The sequence below is a fragment of the Agarivorans sp. QJM3NY_29 genome, from assembly GCF_050870835.2.
Lineage (GTDB): Bacteria > Pseudomonadota > Gammaproteobacteria > Enterobacterales > Celerinatantimonadaceae > Agarivorans.
This window is the reverse complement of the sequence record NZ_CP194036.2, coordinates 3,611,570-3,630,188: the sequence shown is the minus strand read 5'-3', so window position 1 is coordinate 3,630,188 and position 18,619 is coordinate 3,611,570. Positions and strand designations below refer to the sequence as shown.

The following is an 18,619-nucleotide window of genomic DNA, read 5'->3' as shown; positions in this document are numbered from 1 at the left end:
ACTTAATCAGAAAGGATGCTGCAATGATTACCAATAGAGAACAAGTAAGCCAACTTATTATGGCGGCGAAAGTTGCCAAGGGACTCAAGTGGGCCGAGCTGGCACAGGCCATTGGCTTGTCTAAGGAGTGGACCACCGCCGCCTGTCTGGGGCAAATGACCTTAAATAAACGTCAGGCCGAGCTTATCGGTGAGCGCTGTGACTTGCCCGACGAAGCGGTGGCCTGGTTGCAAATTGCCCCCTATAAAGGCTCGTTGCCAACGGCGATCCCCAGCGATCCACTGATTTACCGCTGGTATGAAGTGGTGAACGTCTATGGAACGACCATTAAGGAGCTGATCCATGAAGAATTTGGTGATGGCATCATGAGTGCTATCGATTTTTCAATGGATATCAGTAGGGAGTTAGATGAGAAGGGGGATCGGGTAAAAGTGATCCTGTCGGGAAAATTCTTACCCTATAAATCTTACTAAAATATGCGTGAGCGTTGCCAGGCAGGGATTTAGTTGTAGTAAGGGTGAGCAAACACTCACCCTCTTTCCAGCCGACTAGAAGTGCCATTTCACCAATAGGGAAGCCACTCGTTCGTCAACATCGGTTCCGTATTTATTGTTCCAATACGCATATTCGATACCGACATAGAGTGGTGAGCTGAAGCCTAAGTTTTTGCCTGCATTCCATTTAATTTGGGGGGTTAAGTTCATTTCTGACTTGTTGGTTTCGCTGGCCGAAGACCAATCCATAAAACCATCAATCAGGAAGTCTTGTGAACCAATACTAAATGGTGCCCCCCAAGTGATGGTGAGCTGTTCATCGTTGGCGCTGATGTCGTTGTTCACCTGATAAACATTTACATTAAAGTATTGGAAACCAGGCACGGTGATATCCACTCCCACGCCATATAAATAGTTATTAAAGCCGTCGCCCATTTCCCAGGTGCTGGCGAAGAGTACATCTTTAATTGGTCCGAGCGAAAATGTGCTGTCGGTGAGTTTGTTGAAACTTAGGCGAGGGGAGAGCTCACCGTAAAAGCTGGCATCGCCGTCCTTTGGCATGGTTCTATCGATGAAGAAGAAATTATCTCCCCAACTATGGCCACTGGCATGCTCAACCGTCATCACCTGCATTTTACCGTTGGGGGTAAACTCATATTCAGTACCATACAGGTAACTCAAACTAAAGGTACTCCATTGCATTTCTGCTGAGGCCTGAGTCGCTGAGAATAATCCAGACAAGGCAATGCTTGCCAAGGCTATTTGTTTTTTCATTGTGTATTCCTTTACTTAAATAACGAACCAAAATTAAAACTGACTGTGTGGTCAAGTCTGTAGAGTTAGCAATAAATTGGCCAAGTGGTCAGGTTATTACAGGGAGAAACTGAGATGCCTTTAACTTTTTCTTTAACATTAAGTGCTTGCGTGAAACAAAAAATTAAAGTTAGGCTAAGTTTTGTTGAATTTAGTGATATAAATTTGCACGAAAACTATGCGTAGATCACATTTTCTCCCCAATTTAAGGCGCTCTCTGTGCTGCGAATTGTTCGCTAAAAACGTACTTCTGAGTCGATAAATGATGTTGAATGGGCGCGTTGTGAGCCTCGAAAATCTTCTCCTACGGTGCTTTTTAGGGGAATTTAGGCGCATTTAAATAAACTTTTTAAATGTATTTAATCAACAAGCTATTGAAAAATAATTTGTTGACCTCATCTTCAAAAATCGGGTAGCTTGTTCTTCGGGTTGGTTTTTCTTTGGTGGTTAGCGCTTATTGCTTGGCGACTGGAGAGAGATAAATGGACTTCAAGTTTGCAAATATTATTGATGTTTCAGACTTAAACGATCAAGCGAAGCCGTGCATGCGATGAGTTTGCTGGCGATGACTGAACCGATAATCTAAGATCGCCCAAGGCGATGCTTTGGTTCATCAGCTGGGACTGGTTAGTCTCATCTTGGATCTGATTATCGAGTTAGTCATTGTTTGCCGATGAGTGCTGTGCAGTCGTGTTCAGCGAATCCCTTGGGTAGTTGCGTTCTGCTCATTGGCGATAAGGAAGGAGTAAACGAAGGAAGTTAAAGCAGCAGTATCATCAAGCTGACAATTGTTTGGTTTTTCCAACACACTTTGTCTTTAGCGGATGATGCCGAAATGGAAGTCATTGTTGCCAGAATTAAAATGGTGTTTTGTAAGACCCCCTAATTGCGCATAAAAGCTAAGGGTGGAATTACTTCAATGTCGTCCTGAAAAGGCACAACCGTTAATTTTAAGTTAGTCAAAGTAAAAGGTGTGGAGGAAAAAATGTATCGTAAAATTTCTATACTCGTTTTATTGTTGTTCACGCTAGGCGGCACCCAAGCCTACGCGGCAATTCCCAATGTAACCACTGAAGGTAAGCCATTCCCTTCATTGGCGCCGATGATTAAGAAAGTTCATCCTGCAGTGGTTAATATCGCCACTTTTTCAACTCAGCAATACCGTAATAACCCACTACTTAACGACCCGTTTTTTAGGCATTTCTTTAATATTCCAGAGCAACAACAGCAACCGCAGCAACAGCCACAAAAGCGCCAACAAAGTGCTGGCTCGGGGGTGATTATTAACGCCGATGAAGGCTTGGTGATGACCAACTACCATGTGATTAAGGGCTCCGATGAAGTACAGGTCTCTTTGGCCGATGGTCGAAGTTTTCAAGCGAAGGTTCTGGGACAGGATGCTGAGTTAGATATTGCGATTTTAAAAATCAAAGCCGATGATTTGGTCGAAGTTAAATTAGCCGATTCCAGTGAATTGGAAGTGGGTGACTTTGTGGTGGCCATTGGGAATCCTTTTGGTTTAGGACAAACGGTGACCACTGGGGTGGTGAGCGCCTTGGGTCGCAGTGGTTTGGGGATTGAAGGTTACGAAAACTTTATTCAGACCGACGCTTCGATTAACCCCGGTAACTCAGGGGGAGCCTTAGTTAACTTAGCCGGCGAGCTGGTGGGCATTAATACCGCAATTATTGCGCCTTCGGGCGGTAACGTGGGGATTGGCTTTGCGATCCCGATTAACATGGCCAAGGCGAGCATGGAGCAAATCATTGACCATGGTGAAGTGAAGCGAGGTCAAATTGGTGTCGGCATTCAAGATATTAATGCTGATTTAAGAAAGGCCTTTGAGCTAGAAAATGGTCAAAAAGGAGTGCTGGTTACCAGTGTATTAGAAGATTCTCCAGCGAAGAAGGCCGGGATTAAAGCGGGAGATGTGATTATTGCCGTTGATGGCAAAAGCACTGGTTCCACCGGACAACTTCGCAGTCAAATTGGTTCGAAAGCCATTGGTGATAAAACTAAGTTAACTATTTTGCGCGATGGCGAGAAACTACAACTTAAGGTGAACATTGCCAAACCGCAGTCAGCCGTGAGCGCAGAAGGCAAGTTGCATGATTTGCTTGACGGCGTGCAGTTTGCGAAAGATCCAGAGGGTAATGGCGTATTGGTGGCAAATGTAGCCGCGGGATCGATTGCAGCCTATGGTGGATTGCGTCCGAACGATGTGGTTGTGGCCGCCAACAAACGGCCGGTAAAAGACATTGCCAGCTTGCAAATAGCTTTGTCGCTGAATAAAAAAGCGGTGCTATTGCAAGTGAATCGACGTGGCGGTTCGTTGTTTATTGTACTTCGTTAAGCCAGTAGGCCAGCTTCGGCTGGCCTTTTCTGCAAGGCTTTTCTCTGGCCCAACGCGCTGAGCTAACCTGCCATATGTTTAAACATTATGGTTTAAGCGGGCACTCAATCTTCCAATCAAGCTTACATAGTTGTTGAACAAACCAATCAAAGGCTTTACCCGTTTGCTGTTTGTGCCAGGCAATATAAATATCTTGTGCGGGCCGAGGCAAGTGACAGTTTTTTTCTATCAACGATCCATCGTCTAAGTGAGACTTAATTAGGTGTTTCGGTAAAAAGCCAGTCCCTAAACCTTGTTGCTGGGCAACAATTTTAGCATGCATGGTATTTACCCGTATGACCTGTTTACTGATAAACAAACCGCTATCGCGTACCGGTAATTGCTGTGAGGTATCTGTCACCACAATTGCGGGGTATTGCGCCAGTTGTTCGGCACTGATCGGCGTTTCTACAAGCGCTAGCGGATGTTCAGGCGCGACGCAAAACACGAACATTAAGCTGCCAATTTTATGCATATTAAACAGGCCTTTGGGGAGTTCTCCATTGGCACCAATCACAATGTCGGCACGGCGACTGTGCAGCGCGTCCCAGCCGCCGCCGAGGGCTTCCACGCCAAGAGTGATATTGACATGCTGCTCCAGTTGACTAAATTTTTGTAACAGCTGAAACAGGGGGGCACTTGGGATCACGGTATCGCGAGCAATGCGGAGCTCACTTTCCCAGCCGGAATCTAGTTGTTGGATCGAATCCAGCATCCGTTGACTCGCGAGTAACAGTTCTCGACCGTGTTGTAAGGCGAGTTTCCCTGCTGGGGTTAGCGTGGCGCGTTGCTTGCTTCGATCAAACAGAGCAACGCCGATGTCTTGTTCAAGTTTCTTTATGGTGTAACTTAAGGCTGAGGGCACCTTGTATAAAGATGCGGCTGCAGCAGCAAAGCTCCCCTGTTTATCAATGGCATCCAGTGCTTTTAAGGCTTCGAGAGTAATGGCATCATTCATGATTGGCTCCATATTCAAATTTTTTGAACTTAAAGCTCAAAAAGTTCCGTTTTTTAAATCAGTTTAACCCGCTTACACTTAAAGTCGTTAATCGGTAGCGACCTGTTTGCTAAGTTAGCGATTAAAAAATATTGATGTGATTTTGGCAGATTAAGTCATTATCACCCTTCAGACTGGAATAGAGGAGACTATCTTATGTTCACAAAAAGAGCCGCAAATCAGCGTGGCCGAGCTAACTTTGGCTGGTTAGATAGTCAACATAGCTTTTCATTTGGTCAGTATTACGATCCGCAACAGATGGGGTTTTCTGCATTAAGAGTGATCAATGATGACGTCGTTTCAGCTGGCGCAGGGTTTGATACCCACCCGCATCGTGATATGGAAATTATTAGCTATGTGCTTGAGGGTTGTATTCAGCATAAAGATAGCGAAGGCAATATGCAGAATTTACCAGCTGGAGAGTTTCAACTGATGTCGGCGGGGCGGGGGATCTACCATAGTGAATTTAATGCCTCGGCCACCGAACCATTACATTTTTTACAAATTTGGATTGAGCCGGATATTTTTGGCAAGCAACCGGGCTATCAACAGAAAAATTTTGGTCAAGAGCCCGGTTTAACCACCGTGTTAACACCGACCGGTGAGCAGGGCAGCTTGCAAATTAAGCAAGATGCGCGTTTGCATCAGTTGATCCTGGAGCCGCAACACAAGCTCAGCTTTTCCATTCAAGCCGGACGGCGACTTTATGTCCATCAAATTGCAGGCCATTTAATGGTGGACCAATTATCGCTGCAGGCTGGGGATGGGCTAAAAGTTGAAAACTTGGAGCATCTAGAGTTCATCAATAATGGGGAGCAGCGAGTGCTCGCGCTATTGTTTGATTTGCCTTAGGCAGACCGACAAGGGCTTTGGGGATGTTGAATCGTGAGATTTTTGAAGAAAAAGCAGAGAGGTATTCGCTAGCTTTACTGAGCTGGATACCTCTGGTTGCGCTAAACGCTTTTAGCTTGAAATATGTCGCATTTTAACGCATTAATTAAAATTAGGTTGGGCAAGATTAACCCCACGTTGTTCAACGCTATCGGCAAGTGCTTTGTTATATTTCGCTAAACGTTCTAAGGTTTTTTGTTTTTTTAGCTTCTCAGTTTCACGCTTCACCACGGTCATCACCTTGCTTGGCGATTGCATTCCAGTATCGTAATATTGCTTAATCGCATTACCGATAGAAAAGTAATAGATTGATATTTCAGATAGCAATTTGGGTTCAAGTTCAAAGGTTGAATCAGAGTATTTTGCTGCCTGAAACACATAATCATTGAGTTTAATGCCAGCAATATGCTCTTTATAGACATACTCCTTGGTTTTTACGCGCTCAATGTATTTATCCATATTTTCTACATTAAAATTTAATTCTTGATACATGGATTCGGCAACATAATAGGTACCTCTATCCGCTTTCACCAACTCCAGCTTTAAAGCAACGTCAAAGCCAACAATCGCCGCGTAGTAAACGCCGACGATGGTTGCAGCGATGGTAAAAAAGTGGCCGATCCAATAAGCTGGTGAACGTAAATCACTCATGTGTACTTCCTTTTCGTTCATTGAAATAATGGTATTATTTACTGCGTGCCAATCGTTTGCTCTAAGAGATATAAATCGGCTGATTGTGTTATATATAATTTAGATGTTTTAGTAAACGATTCTCGCTTAAAAATTTAATGCGACTGTGAGCGTGAATCGTTAGATGTCCACTATTCTTAAAATGAATCATTTGGTAGCCGGAGCTTTGGGTCTGCTCTACCATGACACTGGCAATCTCCTTGGTTATCTAAGGCTTAAGGGGGGAGTTACGAGGCCATTTTGGAGCATGAAGCCGACACTCATCGATCAAAGATCATGATGCTTGAAAGTATAGGCGGGTGAATAATCCAGAGCTGATTTTTTAAATGATGGTCATTGGTTTTTACTTTAAATGTAATGGAGTGCTGTTTAGTTTTTTAGGTGAGTGTTTTTACTTCGGTTTTCTCTTGTTGCTTATGGAATGGGTGCCTGTATTCGCACCCATTTATTTAGTTTTGGCATGTTATATTAATCATATTTAATATTAATGATAAACATCGCTGCTAAATCATCAATATCTTCATTTGCCCAACTTATTTGGCAGCCTAAGTCAGTATATTTACTCCATTGGTAATGACTTTTAGCATCTAAGAAGCTTGCTTTTAAATCTTCCGATGTCCCAAGGTAGTTATCTATATTCATATGCCCGGCAGCAAATTGTAACTGCCACGCTTTGGAAACTTGCCAATTTAGGCGGCTGGCGATGATTTGACCGTCGTTATCTTCATGACCGAGGCCACCAAAAAACTGTCGATAAATGGGGCTGGCATCATTGCGGTTGCTATTGTTGATTAATCCAGAGTAGGTGTCGAAGCCTCGTCCTATTAGCCCGCCATCAACAAAGCCGAGAGCTTGGGCCTGAAGCTTAAATGCGGGGCTGATTTGATAACTGGTTTCTAGGAAGCCAGCATAACCATTATTTCCCCAAGTGGTGTAATAGCCGTTTTTTTCTGTGGAATCCGACAGAATAATATTCATCGCCCCTTTCACCGTGAAGTCATTAAAATGACCAGTGAAAAAAGGTGAAATATTATGGAAGTAGTCGATCCCATAACCGACCGAGCCAGCGCCAATCGCTGAGTTACCAATGTTATTTTCGCTACCATCGAAGTACGCCCATAACATTCCCCAGTCCCAGCGTTCTATTTTGCCCATTGCGGCCAGGGCGTACATACTTACATCTGCATAGTAATCATCTAGCTTGGCAGTTGTATCATACTCACTTTCTGAAAAACGTAAGTCGTAAATACCAATCAAATTAATCTGTTTGCCGTGGTCAAAGTTATAGCTTTTCATCGCCAATAAGCGATCTCTTCGGTCATTATTAATATTGAATCCATAAGCCCAATCGGCTCGTTGACGACCAGCTCGCAGCAGGAGTCCGTCTTTTGCATATTGAGCAAAGCCTAAATCGAGAGAGAGCCCATCGTTGTTTTCGCCATCGGTAAAATTGGTGGCGGGGCTGCCACTGTGACGCCTGTCGCCAGCCCAGTTATAGTAAGCTTGCCAGCGGCTGTGAATCGACCAACCATCGTTTAAAAGAAGGTTGGCTTTAATCCGCATCCGAGATGTGAAACCGTGCTCCGAGCTATCATTATCGGGTTTTATTACATGGCTTCGAACATAAGCATCCATAGCAAAGTCTAATTTGGCATCGTCTGCAATATTATATGAAGAGGCAAAACTCGCTGAAGATAAGAGTAGTGTTGTCGTTAGTAGGTAATGTAATTTTTTTAATTTCATTTCTATTTTCCATAATATTTAAAATCGCGAATATTTTATCATTCACTTGAATGGCCGATTACCATCAAAATAGGGAAAGATAATTTCTAGAAATGGATATTGTTTATTTAATTGGGTTGGGTTTAGTTTTATAGAAAATAGAAAATAGAAAATAGAAAATAGAAAAGGCTCTTGTAGAGCCTTATGATTAATTTTTAATTTATACTTATTAAATAATATTTTTAATAATCATGGCGGTCCCCATACCGCCGCCGATACACAGTGATGCGAGGCCATAAGTGGCTTGTCGTTTTTTCATTTCATAGAGAAGAGAGCTTAGAATTCGCCCTCCAGATGCGCCAAGTGGGTGACCTAAGGCTATTGCGCCACCATTCACATTAGTTTTATCTTCAAACCAATCCATGTTGACCTGATGTTCGTCGCATAGACCATGCATCACCCCTAATGCCTGAGCGGCAAAGGCTTCATTAAGCTCAAGTAATTGTATTGCTTGCAGCGACATATTAGCGCGAGTGAGTGCTTGTTTTATCGCGGGCACGGGGCCTAAACCCATATAGGCCGGATCCACACCGCCTTGCCCATAGCTAAGTATTTCCGCTAAGGGTTCAAGATGATGCTTGGCAAGTGCTGCTTCTGAGGCCAATACAAATGCAACCCCACCATCGTTGATCCCAGAAGCATTGCCAGCGGTCACGCTGCCTTGCTTTTTAAACGCTGGGCGTAATTTGCTTAGGCTCTCGATTGTGGTGTCACCGCGTGGGTATTCGTCGCGGCTAAAACACACCATTTTACGGCGTTGTGGTACTTCGATTGCAACAATTTCATCATCAAAACGGCCGCTGCTGACCGCTTGGCTGGCGAGACTTTGACTACGTAATGCAAAGGTGTCTTGAGCGGCTCGACTAATATGATATTTGTCGGCGATATTCTCAGCGGTGATCCCCATATGATACTGGTTAAATGCGTCGGTGAGTCCATCGTAAATAAGACTGTCGACCAGTGTCTGCTCTCCCATTTTGGAGCCAAATCTATTGGTCGCATCCACCAAATAAGGTGCTTTCGACATGTTTTCCATGCCCGCCGCCACAATCAACTGAGCATCACCAGCCTTGATTTTGCTCGCGGCTTCCATCACTGTTTTCATGCCACTGCCACAGATCATATTTAGGGTATAGGCTGGCACCACATCAGGAATGTTGGCAAATTTTGCGGCCTGTCTACCGGGCCCCATACCTTGACCAGCCGCTAATACATTGCCAACGATCACTTCGTCGATTAGCTGGGGGGCGATGTTGGCTTGGCTTAGTGCTGCTTGAATGGCATGTCCGCCCAATTCAAAAGCAGGGGTTTTGCTTAAGCTACCACCAAAACTACCCAAGGCGGTCCGTTTTACGCCTACTATATATACTTTATTCATCGTCGTTCCTTAGATCACCAAGCCGCCATCGATTTTCAATGTTTGTCCGGTAATAAAGCAGGCCTTGTCGCTGGCTAAAAACAGCACCCCATCGGCAATATCTTGCGGTTTGCCCATACGCCCTAGTGGCGTTTTACTCTTCATATGGTTGAGTACTTTTTCTGGTAAATTAATGGTCATGGGGGTTTCTACAAATCCAGGTGCAACGCAATTAGCCCTTACCTGTGCGCCTTTTCGTGAAAACTCTTTGGCCCATCCCTTGGTCATGGCGATGACACCTCCTTTGGTCGCTGCGTAATTACTTTGCCCTATATTGCCGTCGGTTCCGACAACCGAAGACATGCTTACAATGGCACCAGTGCCGTTTTCAATCATGAGCGGCGCAATAGCCTGAGTCATATTGAAAACGCCTTTGAGGTTAACGTTTAGCACCATGTCCCAATCACTCTCACTCATACGGTCAAGTAGGTTGTCGCGGGTAATGCCAGCATTGTTGACTAATACATCGACTTTCCCATGGCGTCCTTTTAGCGCCTCAATCCAATCAAAAATGGCTTGGCGGTCACAAACATCGAGCTGTTTTGCTCGAACGTTTGGATAACGCTTTTCTAGGTCTAACATCATCTCTAGATTCATATCACAGGCGTAAACCATGCTGGCATTTTGGCTTGCAAATGTTTCTACGATACAGCGACCAATGCCCTGCGCCCCACCCGTTACGATACAGATTTTATCGGTAAGCATTCTTTATTCACCTATTGCAGTATGTTGTTATCAAGCCTCGGCATGCTGCTCGGGGCTTCCTTTGACTGGGTTTAGTTTAGGGCTGCAGGCGTAGAATGTTTATCGAAAACGAGACAAAACAAAATCCCTAAAATGGGATAATTTAACTATGATTGTTTCTACAGTTAGCCAGTGGTTTCGATCGACTAGGCTTACATAAGTCATATTGGAAAGGGCAACCGATGGGCATTTATGTGACGTTCGCTGGCATTATTGGGGTAATCAACTCGATATTTAAATTTGTTAAGAGGTAGAATCCTTGGCTGTATATTCGCAATATTCTGGGTGTTGTATGTTAGATAAAATGGTCTACTTTCTTCATGTGGTTCGCAGTGGGTCGTTTAGTGCGGCAGCTCAGCAATACGGTATTTCAGCCTCGGCGGGGAGCCGTTGGATTATCGAGTTGGAAGATAATATGGGGATTAGTTTACTTAAACGCTCCACCCGCAAAGTGGTCCCGACTCAGGCTGGTCTGTGTTTATATGATCGTTTTAGTCGGGTGAATGATGAAATCGATGACATCGTTACCGAAATCCAAAATCTTGGGAATGACGATAGAGGGATCATTCGAATTGCCTGTACCCCTTTATTCGCAAAAGAGTTTTTGAGCCGTATTGTGGGCGAATATTTACAACAACATCCCTATGTTTCATTTCGCATTGTTGAAACCGCTTTTGATATGGATCATATCGACCAAATCGACTTTGCGATCCGAGCAAGTGCCGTTTATCAGGGTTTTCAGGAAAAAGACAGTTTATTGGTGAAACGCTCTTTACTGAGTTACCCACTGATTGCTTGCTGTGCGCCAAGCTATATTGAGCAGTATTCAAGGCCGGAACAACCTGAAGATTTAAAGAAACACAATTGCCTGTATGCTTCAACTTTAATCGGTGGTAATAAATGGGTATTTGAACGTGATGGTGAATTTACTACGGTGCACATTACCCAAACGGTTGAAGTTGAAGACAGCCAGTTTATTAAAACGGTGGCGATAAATGGTGGCGGGATCGGCTATTTGCCCACCGCCTTAGTCAAAGACGAGCTGGATCAAGGGATTTTGGTTCCAGTACTTGAAGACTACATTAATAGCCAATTTGAATTTAGTCTCTACTTTCGTCCACGAAAACAAATGCCGGTTCGTTGTGTTAATTTTAAAGATTTCTTAATACAAAGAGTTAGAGCCCTGAGTGATCAGGAGTAAATACTTTTCGTTCGCCAATGCTGACAGATTAGTTTATCCCGTTAAAAGTAAGCCCAAGGGTTTACTTTTTTATTGTCTAGTGGATGTGATGGTCTTCATGGAAGATTAGTTTAAGTAAACTGTACCTGCTTAATTAACCCATATATGCAATTATATTTCCTTTTTTTACCTATTTTTTCATCAATCTCTAAGCCATACACTTGCCCCGGCGTCTACGCCTTGTTGGCTATAGACCCTCAATGTAAGTGATGAAGGAAAGTAGTGATGAAAGCCAATGTACTCTCTGCTCAGCAAGCAGCGTCGTTAATAAAAGATGGCGATAAAGTTATTCTTGGTGGTTTTATTGGAGCGGTGGTTCCCGAAGCCATTGAACAAGCACTGGGTGAGCGTTTTCTGGCCACGGGGCATCCAAATCAATTGGAGTTGTACTTTGCCGCAGGCCAAGGAGATGGGGTTGATAAAGCCACTAACCATCTTTCCTATCAAGGGATGGTGAGTATGGCTTATGGCGGGCATTGGGGGCTCATTCCTCGTTTACAGCAGTTAGCAAATAACAATCAACTTCAGGGATATAACTTTCCTCAAGGGGTGATTGCTCAGTTATTAAGAGACTCTGCGGCAGGTAAACCGGGAACCTTATCCCATGTAGGTTTAGGTACTTTTGTTGACCCTCGTTTGGGGGGCGGCAAAATTAACGCTTGTACCCAAGGCGAACGGGTATCGGTGATCGACATCGACGGTAGTGAGTATCTTTTTTATAAACGTATCGAAGCCAATGTGGCCTTACTGCGTGGCACCACTGCCGACGAAAATGGCAATATAACCATGGAGGATGAGTGTCTTGTTCTGGAAAATTTAGCCGCCGCTCAATTGGTGACCAATATGGGAGGCAGAGTAATTGTTCAAGTGAAGCAGATGGTTAAAGCTGGTGAGCTGGATCCGCAGCAAGTGCGTATTCCAGGGATCTTTGTGGATGCAGTGGTGATTGCCGACGCAGACCTGCATATGCAAACCTTTGCTGAAGCGATGAATCCAGCCTATTGCGGCAGAGGGATGATGGAACATCAGCCCGCGCGCCCACGCCCCCTAGACATTAAAAAAATTGTTGCGCGTCGCGCTGCGATGGAACTCAAACAAGGGGCGGTGATCAATTATGGTATTGGTGTACCCGAGGTAATTGCTGAAGTGACCGATGAAGAAGGGATCACCGAACAAATGATCGCAACGATTGAGCCGGGCGCGATTGGTGGTACCCCCGCTGGTGGATTAAGCTTCGGCGCATCGGCTTATCCGGAAGCCATTATTACTCAAGATCAAATGTTTGATTTTTATGATGGGGGAGGCCTCGACCAAGCGTTTCTTGGGTTGGCTGAATGTGACCAAAAAGGAGACCTGAATGTTTCTAAATTTGGTTCTAAAATCGCGGGCTGCGGAGGTTTTATCAATATTACCCAAAATGCCAAGCAAGTGTTGTTTTGTGGGACATTTACCGCCGGTAAATCACGCATCGAAACGGGTAACGGAAAGCTAACGATTATCCAAGATGGACCGATTAGGAAGTTTATTAAGCAGGTTCAGCAGATCACCTTTGCGTCGGATATCGCCCGTAAAAATAATAAACCGGTGTTATATATTACCGAGCGAGCGGTATTTCGCTTAGCGGCGGAAAGTTTAGAATTGATTGAAATTGCGCCGGGAGTTGATTTGGAAAAAGACATTCTGTCGCAGATGGACTTTAAGCCGCAGATTAGTGCTAACTTGAAGCTGATGGATGCGCGAATTTTTTATGAGCAAGCAATGGATTTAAAGATTGAGGCTCTCTACCCTGTATGCGATAAAGCGAAAATTGTGGCTTAGTTTTTCCGGGCCCACTTGCGCCTTGTGGTGGGCCTTTTTTTGCAGAATATTTTGTTATACATCAATGTAATAACAAAGTTTTTTATAGAAGAAAATTAGCGATGACTTATACCATTCATCAGCTTGAACTTGGCCAACAAGCAAGCTTTGAAAAAACTATCAGTGAGTCTGATATTCAACTATTTAGTGGCATTAGTGGCGACATTAATCCGGTTCATGTGAGCGCTATTGCGGGTAAGTCGAGTGTATTTGGCGACCGCGTTGCGCATGGCATTTTGGTTGCTGGATTAACCTCTGCGGTATTAGGCATGCAATTGCCTGGGCCTGGCACCATTTACCTTGGTCAGGAATTACGCTTTACTGCACCAGTGTACATTGGGGATACGATCCGCGCCGAAGTAGAAGTGATCGAGATTAATCTTAAAAAGAATATCGTGAAACTAGCCACTCGCAGTATTAATCAGCATGGCAAGCTAGTGATCTCAGGTGTCGCAACGGTAATGCCACCCAAATTGAATTCATAACCTTCGGAGTATCCATGATTATTAAACCTATCGTGAAAGGGGTGGTTGCCCGTTCAGCACATCCCTACGGCTGCCAACAGTCGATCAAGAATCAAATTGACTATGTACGAGCAACCAGCAAAGTGCTTGATGGCCCTAAGAAAGTCCTTATTTTGGGCGCCTCATCTGGTTTTGGTTTGGCGTCTCGTATTGCGTTGGCCTTTGGTGGCGCAAACGCCGACACCATTGGTGTTTCTTTTGAGCGAGGCCCAAGTGAAAAGGGTGTGGGAACCGCTGGATGGTACAACAATATCTATTTTCGTCAACAAGCAGAAGCGAAGGGCTTAATCGCGAAAAATTTTGTGGGCGACGCTTTCTCAGCGCAAATGCGCGAGCAAGTTATTGACTATATTAAGCACAATTTTGGTGGCAAGGTCGATTTAGTGGTTTACAGCTTAGCGACCGGGGTTCGGCCTAACCCAGAAACGGGAGAATTATGGCGCTCTGCAATTAAAACCACTGGCGAAGCCGTGACCGGGCCAACTATTAATATTGAAACTGAAAGCATGCAGCAAATGACGGTTGAGACCGCCACCGAACAAGAGATCTATGCGACAGAGAAGGTGATGGGCGGTGAAGATTGGATCAGTTGGATTAATATTTTAGAAGATGCCAAGGTACTTGCCTATGGATGTAAAACCGTGGCTTATTCTTACATTGGGCCAAAGGCGACTTATCCTATCTACCATAAAGGAACGTTAGGCAGGGCCAAAACTCATTTACAAGCTAGCGCGGATCAACTTCACCAGCAGTTAGCGACCATGGGCGGAGCGGCATATGTCTCGGTGTGCAAAGCCTTAGTCACCAAAGCCAGTGTTTTTATTCCGACTTTTTCACCTTACATGCTGGCTCTATTTAAAGTGATGAAGGCCCGTGGAACCCACGAAGGCTGCATAGAGCAGATGCAGCGATTGTTTACCCAACGTTTATATAACGATGAGAATACGGTTGTTGTGGATCCGCAGCGTTTAATTCGAATCGATGATTGGGAACTCGAACCACAAACTCAGCAAGAAGTCGCGGCATTGATGGCTCAGATCACCCCCGAAAACTTTAAAGAAGTGGGCGATTATCAAGGTTATATCAACGACTTTATGCAGCTGAACGGCTTTGCCTTGGCGGGCGTGGATTATCAAGCGGATATTAGCTTAGGCGAGTTACTTGCATTAAAGCCATAACTGCAATTTAGTGCACCTAAAAAAGCCTCGCATTTTAGCGGGGCTTTTTATTGCCCATTAAAAATTGTTTTACAAACAAATGGTTATAGTTTTTTGCGATGAGTTTCACACAATACATTAATGCGAATTCAGGATAATGAGGAGGCTTATTTTTAGTAAGATGAAAGCTGGATTTATTACTTGAATACAGCCTAGAAAGGTAGCGAAGATGAAGAAAAAATATCTTATTGAATTTACCATATTCATGACCTACGCATTATTTGCCATGTCGTGGGTTGCGGGCTCGATGATGACAAAAGATATCATGAGTTATTACAATATCGAGGGAATGGCAGCAGCCACCTGGATGACCAACGCAATCACCATTGCAAAAATTATTGGTAACTTATCGGCCGCTTGGTTGCTGGTTAAAATGGGCCCTAAAAAGGCGTTTTCGCTTGCTTTGTTACTGATTATGGCAGGGGCGGCAGGGGCGTATGCATCAAGCTATCCCTGGTACGTGTTTACCCGTTTAGTGATGGGCTTTGGGGGCGCATTTGCGATTGTTTATTTTAATCCAATTGTAATTAATTATTTTTCTGCCGAAGAGCGCCCATTGGTGAATGGGATTAATGCTGCTGCCTTTAATACCGGAAATTTGTTAGCGATTATTTTTACCGGTTCCTTACTGTCGACCTTAGAATCTTGGCAAAATGTTATTTTAGCCATTTCGATGGTGAGCCTCGTCTTGTTAGTTATTTGGTGGATGATTAGTGATGACTTCTCGTTATCGGGTGGCAAAGGTGAAAGCTCAGAAAATGCCTCTTATACCCTCAAAGATGGCTTTAAAGAGCCCGTGAATATTTGGCTGCCAATTGCCTATTCTGGTTTGCTATTTTGTTATATTGCGGTGTTTGCACTGTTCCCGCTGGTACCAACTTTTGCGGCCGAAGCTAAATATTTATCATCGATTATGATTGCAGCAGGTATGCTTGGAACGGTCGCCGGCATTATCATGACCAAGCGCATTGCTTTGCGCATTCCGGTGATCCGCTACTGTGGTTTGGCGATGACCCTATTTGCGGCGCTTATGATGACCACCTCTAGTGCGAGCGTTGCTTACGGTGCCGCGTTTATGGCTGGTTTCTTTATGTTTGCGCCGATGACGGCTTTAATCACCCTCCCTCAAGAATTACCCAATATGACTCCCGCGCGCATCACGGTGGTGTTTGGTATGTTCTGGTCTATTTCTTATATGGTGGAAACCGTGCTGATGTACCTTGCGGGTTGGATTGCAGACTCAAGCGGTAACATAGCCATTGCCGCATCCTTTGCAGTGCTTTGTTCATCAACCTTCTTCCTTGCTAGCTTCTTCTTGCCCGAAACCGGTAACAAAAGCCACGACAGCAATGTGAAGTTATCTACCACCAAAGCTTAAGGAGAGCATGATGCGTAAAGTTAGTCCAAAGCTTATTCCATGGTTAGACGAGTTAAATCAACAAGTCGCTACTTTGATCGAAAACGGATTTAAACCCACCGCAACCAATGCCCGTGAAGGTTTAGAAAATTTAACCCGAGGGCTGGTGGGCGATAGCCCAGCTATTGCATGGGTTCACGACGATTTGGTCTTGAGTGACGAATATAACGTACCGGTTCGAATTTATCATCCGGCGCCCGAACAAGCCCTACCAGTCGTGATTTACTATCATGGCGGAGGGCATATGGCGGGGAGTGTGACGGTTTATGACCCGATTTGTCGTAAGCTTGCTCAAGCGTCGCAGCATATTGTGGTGTCGGTTGAATATCGCCTCGCACCAGAATGCCCTTATCCTGCGGGGGTGAATGACGCTTATGCGGTGGCTAAAAATATAGGGGCAACTTTAGCGGGACTCAATGTACGCTATCTTCCTCGTTTGTCGCTTGTGGGAGACTCCGGTGGTGGCGCACTAGTTGCAAGCGTTAGTGCAAAAGCTCAATTTGATAAATCGCTGCAGATCGACAAGCAGGTGATGATTTATCCGAGTCTCGACTACACGATGAATAGTCATTCCATGGAGCAAAATGGCAGCGGTTATTTATTGCAAAAAGGCAAAATAGCTTGGTACTTCGACAACTATTTTCAGCACCATGAGGATCGGAAGCAGGCGTCTCCCTTATACGGTGACTTTAGTGCCAATTTACCCAGCACCTTCATCATTACCGCTGAGTTTTGTCCCTTACGAGATGAAGCCATCGCCTATTGTGAAAAGGCCAAGCAGGCCGGGGTGGCGGTCGAGCAGCTACATTTTTCAGACATGATCCATACCTTTATCAATATGGAAAACTTAGTTGAAGAAGAGTGCGCCAAGGTATATCAGAGCATTGCCGAGTTTTTGAATCGCAGCAATCCGGCCATTGCCGAGTAAGTTTAGTGAAGGTCGGGGGGTATTGAGCTTTCATTATCAATCCCCCCGACCATCGACTGATTGGGGGTTTTAAGATTTGCATGCCGCCGCATCGTGATCTGTCGGGTGATACCGCAATGGGCATCTGCATCAGGGATGGGGCAAGGGCTAAAGCCTGCTCACTTGCTTAAAAACGGGCAGTTCAATTACAGGAAAATACTCATTTTGCAATTTTACTTTTTTCGGTAGAGTACAACCACGCTTGAATTGTTGTGAATATCGCCCTGTATCGAAGGGCTTTTTTGCGTTTAATCAAATGCTTGTCTAAGTTTTTGCAACGATCACCGCCAAACGCTTTCTTATTTTTTCTATTTTGATATAAAAGATATTAAATCCAGCGTGGTGATAATAAATGAGCCGTCGAGATTGGTTTATCGAATTGATCGCCTATTGGGAAGGGCGCTTAACTACTCGTCATTTATGCGAACAGTTTGGGATTAGTCGCCAACAAGCTAGCAAAGATCTGGGTACCTATAATCAGGCGAGCGCAACTCCGTTAGTATATACGGCCTCGGTAAAGGGCTTTGTACCCCCCGACAATTTTAGCCCCCTATTGCTTACTACTCAGGCCGATGAATATCTCACTTGGCTCGCTTCTTATTCCCCCTATCGCAGAATGACCGAAACCGCGAAACATACCTTTCAATTGTCGCCCCCGCAACGGCAGGTATCACCGAGCGTGATGTGTGGCTTGGTCGCAGCAATGCGCCAACAACGTCGCTTAGAAGTCGATTATGTATCTTTGTCTCACCCCGATCGAGAAGGCCGGATCATCGTGCCGCATACCTTTGTTGATACCGGCGCGCGTTGGCATTTGCGCGCCTGGTGTGAGAAGCATCGCGAGTATCGCGATTTTGTGTTGAGCCGTTTTCGAGGCAAGCCCGAACTCGCAGAGCGTTCTTCACAAGGTGTGACTGGCGACGTGGCATGGAATACCCAAATTGAACTGGTTTTTAAACCAGACCTGCGTTTAAGTCCTGCCCAGCAAACGGTGATTGCCGAGGATTATCAAATGCAGCAGGGCCAGCTGCACATGACCACTCGGGCAGCCCTCGTTAGCTACCTGCTTAAGCAGATGCAGGTGAATACCAAGATGATCGACGCAAACCCACAGGCTCAGCAATTAATGTTAGACAACTTAGATGACATTAAACCCTGGCTGATTGGGTAAATACCG

At 44.8% G+C, this 18,619-nt stretch carries 16 protein-coding genes; 10 read left to right on the top strand and 6 right to left on the bottom strand.

Going from position 1 to position 18,619, the window contains the following annotated elements; genetic code table 11:
• Positions 1-23: 23 nt before the first annotated feature.
• Positions 24-473 (top strand): cyanase, encoded by a 450-nt coding sequence (gene cynS, locus ACRRS0_RS16515; protein ID WP_432452122.1) that lies wholly within the window; start codon positions 24-26, stop codon positions 471-473.
• A gap of 75 nt (positions 474-548) precedes the next feature.
• Here cynS and ACRRS0_RS16510 read toward each other — a convergent pair whose 3' ends face one another.
• Positions 549-1,268 (bottom strand): DUF5020 family protein, encoded by a 720-nt coding sequence (locus ACRRS0_RS16510; RefSeq protein WP_432452123.1) that lies wholly within the window; start codon positions 1,266-1,268, stop codon positions 549-551.
• A 1,024-nt stretch (positions 1,269-2,292) separates the two neighbouring features.
• On the opposite strand from ACRRS0_RS16510, the gene ACRRS0_RS16505 reads away from it, so the two are divergent.
• Entirely contained in the window at positions 2,293-3,660 is a 1,368-nt protein-coding gene (locus ACRRS0_RS16505) for a Do family serine endopeptidase (RefSeq protein ID WP_432452124.1), read from the top strand.
• A gap of 85 nt (positions 3,661-3,745) precedes the next feature.
• Here the strand turns inward: ACRRS0_RS16505 and ACRRS0_RS16500 are convergent, their stop codons facing one another.
• On the bottom strand, positions 3,746-4,657 hold the full coding sequence (locus ACRRS0_RS16500) for a LysR family transcriptional regulator (protein WP_432452125.1): 912 nt from the start codon (positions 4,655-4,657) through the stop codon (positions 3,746-3,748).
• Positions 4,658-4,852: 195 nt separating this feature from the next.
• Here ACRRS0_RS16500 and ACRRS0_RS16495 point away from each other — a divergent pair, with 195 nt between their 5' ends.
• Positions 4,853-5,548 carry a pirin family protein gene (locus tag ACRRS0_RS16495; RefSeq protein ID WP_432452126.1) on the top strand — a complete coding sequence of 232 codons (696 nt, stop codon included), beginning with the start codon at positions 4,853-4,855 and terminating at the stop codon, positions 5,546-5,548.
• A 141-nt stretch (positions 5,549-5,689) separates the two neighbouring features.
• On the opposite strand, the gene ACRRS0_RS16490 is transcribed toward ACRRS0_RS16495, so the two are convergent.
• The 4 genes from ACRRS0_RS16490 to fabG form a co-directional block, all read right to left on the bottom strand.
• Positions 5,690-6,238, bottom strand: coding sequence for a hypothetical protein (locus ACRRS0_RS16490; RefSeq protein ID WP_432452127.1), 549 nt, complete (start codon positions 6,236-6,238; stop codon positions 5,690-5,692).
• A gap of 507 nt (positions 6,239-6,745) precedes the next feature.
• The gene (locus ACRRS0_RS16485) at positions 6,746-8,020 is read right to left on the bottom strand and encodes a hypothetical protein (RefSeq protein WP_432452128.1); all 1,275 of its coding nucleotides are present in this window, start codon (positions 8,018-8,020) and stop codon (positions 6,746-6,748) included.
• Positions 8,021-8,228: 208 nt separating this feature from the next.
• Positions 8,229-9,437 (bottom strand): acetyl-CoA C-acetyltransferase, encoded by a 1,209-nt coding sequence (locus ACRRS0_RS16480; protein ID WP_432452129.1) that lies wholly within the window; start codon positions 9,435-9,437, stop codon positions 8,229-8,231.
• A 9-nt stretch (positions 9,438-9,446) separates the two neighbouring features.
• Complete coding sequence (gene fabG / locus ACRRS0_RS16475; RefSeq protein ID WP_432452130.1) at positions 9,447-10,181, bottom strand: 3-oxoacyl-ACP reductase FabG; 735 nt, start codon at positions 10,179-10,181, stop codon at positions 9,447-9,449.
• 331 nt (positions 10,182-10,512) lie between these two features.
• Here fabG and ACRRS0_RS16470 point away from each other — a divergent pair, with 331 nt between their 5' ends.
• From ACRRS0_RS16470 to ACRRS0_RS16440, 7 genes are all read left to right on the top strand, one after another.
• Complete coding sequence (locus tag ACRRS0_RS16470; RefSeq protein WP_432452131.1) at positions 10,513-11,421, top strand: LysR family transcriptional regulator; 909 nt, start codon at positions 10,513-10,515, stop codon at positions 11,419-11,421.
• Positions 11,422-11,685: 264 nt separating this feature from the next.
• Complete coding sequence (locus tag ACRRS0_RS16465; RefSeq protein WP_432452132.1) at positions 11,686-13,278, top strand: acyl CoA:acetate/3-ketoacid CoA transferase; 1,593 nt, start codon at positions 11,686-11,688, stop codon at positions 13,276-13,278.
• Between the two features lie 101 nt (positions 13,279-13,379).
• Positions 13,380-13,802, top strand: a complete 423-nt coding sequence (locus tag ACRRS0_RS16460) for a MaoC family dehydratase (RefSeq protein WP_432452133.1) — start codon at positions 13,380-13,382, stop codon at positions 13,800-13,802.
• 14 nt (positions 13,803-13,816) lie between these two features.
• Positions 13,817-15,019, top strand: a complete 1,203-nt coding sequence (fabV, locus tag ACRRS0_RS16455) for an enoyl-ACP reductase FabV (protein WP_432452134.1) — start codon at positions 13,817-13,819, stop codon at positions 15,017-15,019.
• A gap of 208 nt (positions 15,020-15,227) precedes the next feature.
• On the top strand, positions 15,228-16,436 hold the full coding sequence (locus tag ACRRS0_RS16450; RefSeq protein ID WP_432452135.1) for an MFS transporter: 1,209 nt from the start codon (positions 15,228-15,230) through the stop codon (positions 16,434-16,436).
• Between the two features lie 7 nt (positions 16,437-16,443).
• Complete coding sequence (locus tag ACRRS0_RS16445) at positions 16,444-17,403, top strand: alpha/beta hydrolase (RefSeq protein WP_432452136.1); 960 nt, start codon at positions 16,444-16,446, stop codon at positions 17,401-17,403.
• Positions 17,404-17,794: 391 nt separating this feature from the next.
• The gene (locus ACRRS0_RS16440) at positions 17,795-18,613 is read left to right on the top strand and encodes a helix-turn-helix transcriptional regulator (RefSeq protein ID WP_432452137.1); all 819 of its coding nucleotides are present in this window, start codon (positions 17,795-17,797) and stop codon (positions 18,611-18,613) included.
• Positions 18,614-18,619: the final 6 nt, after the last annotated feature.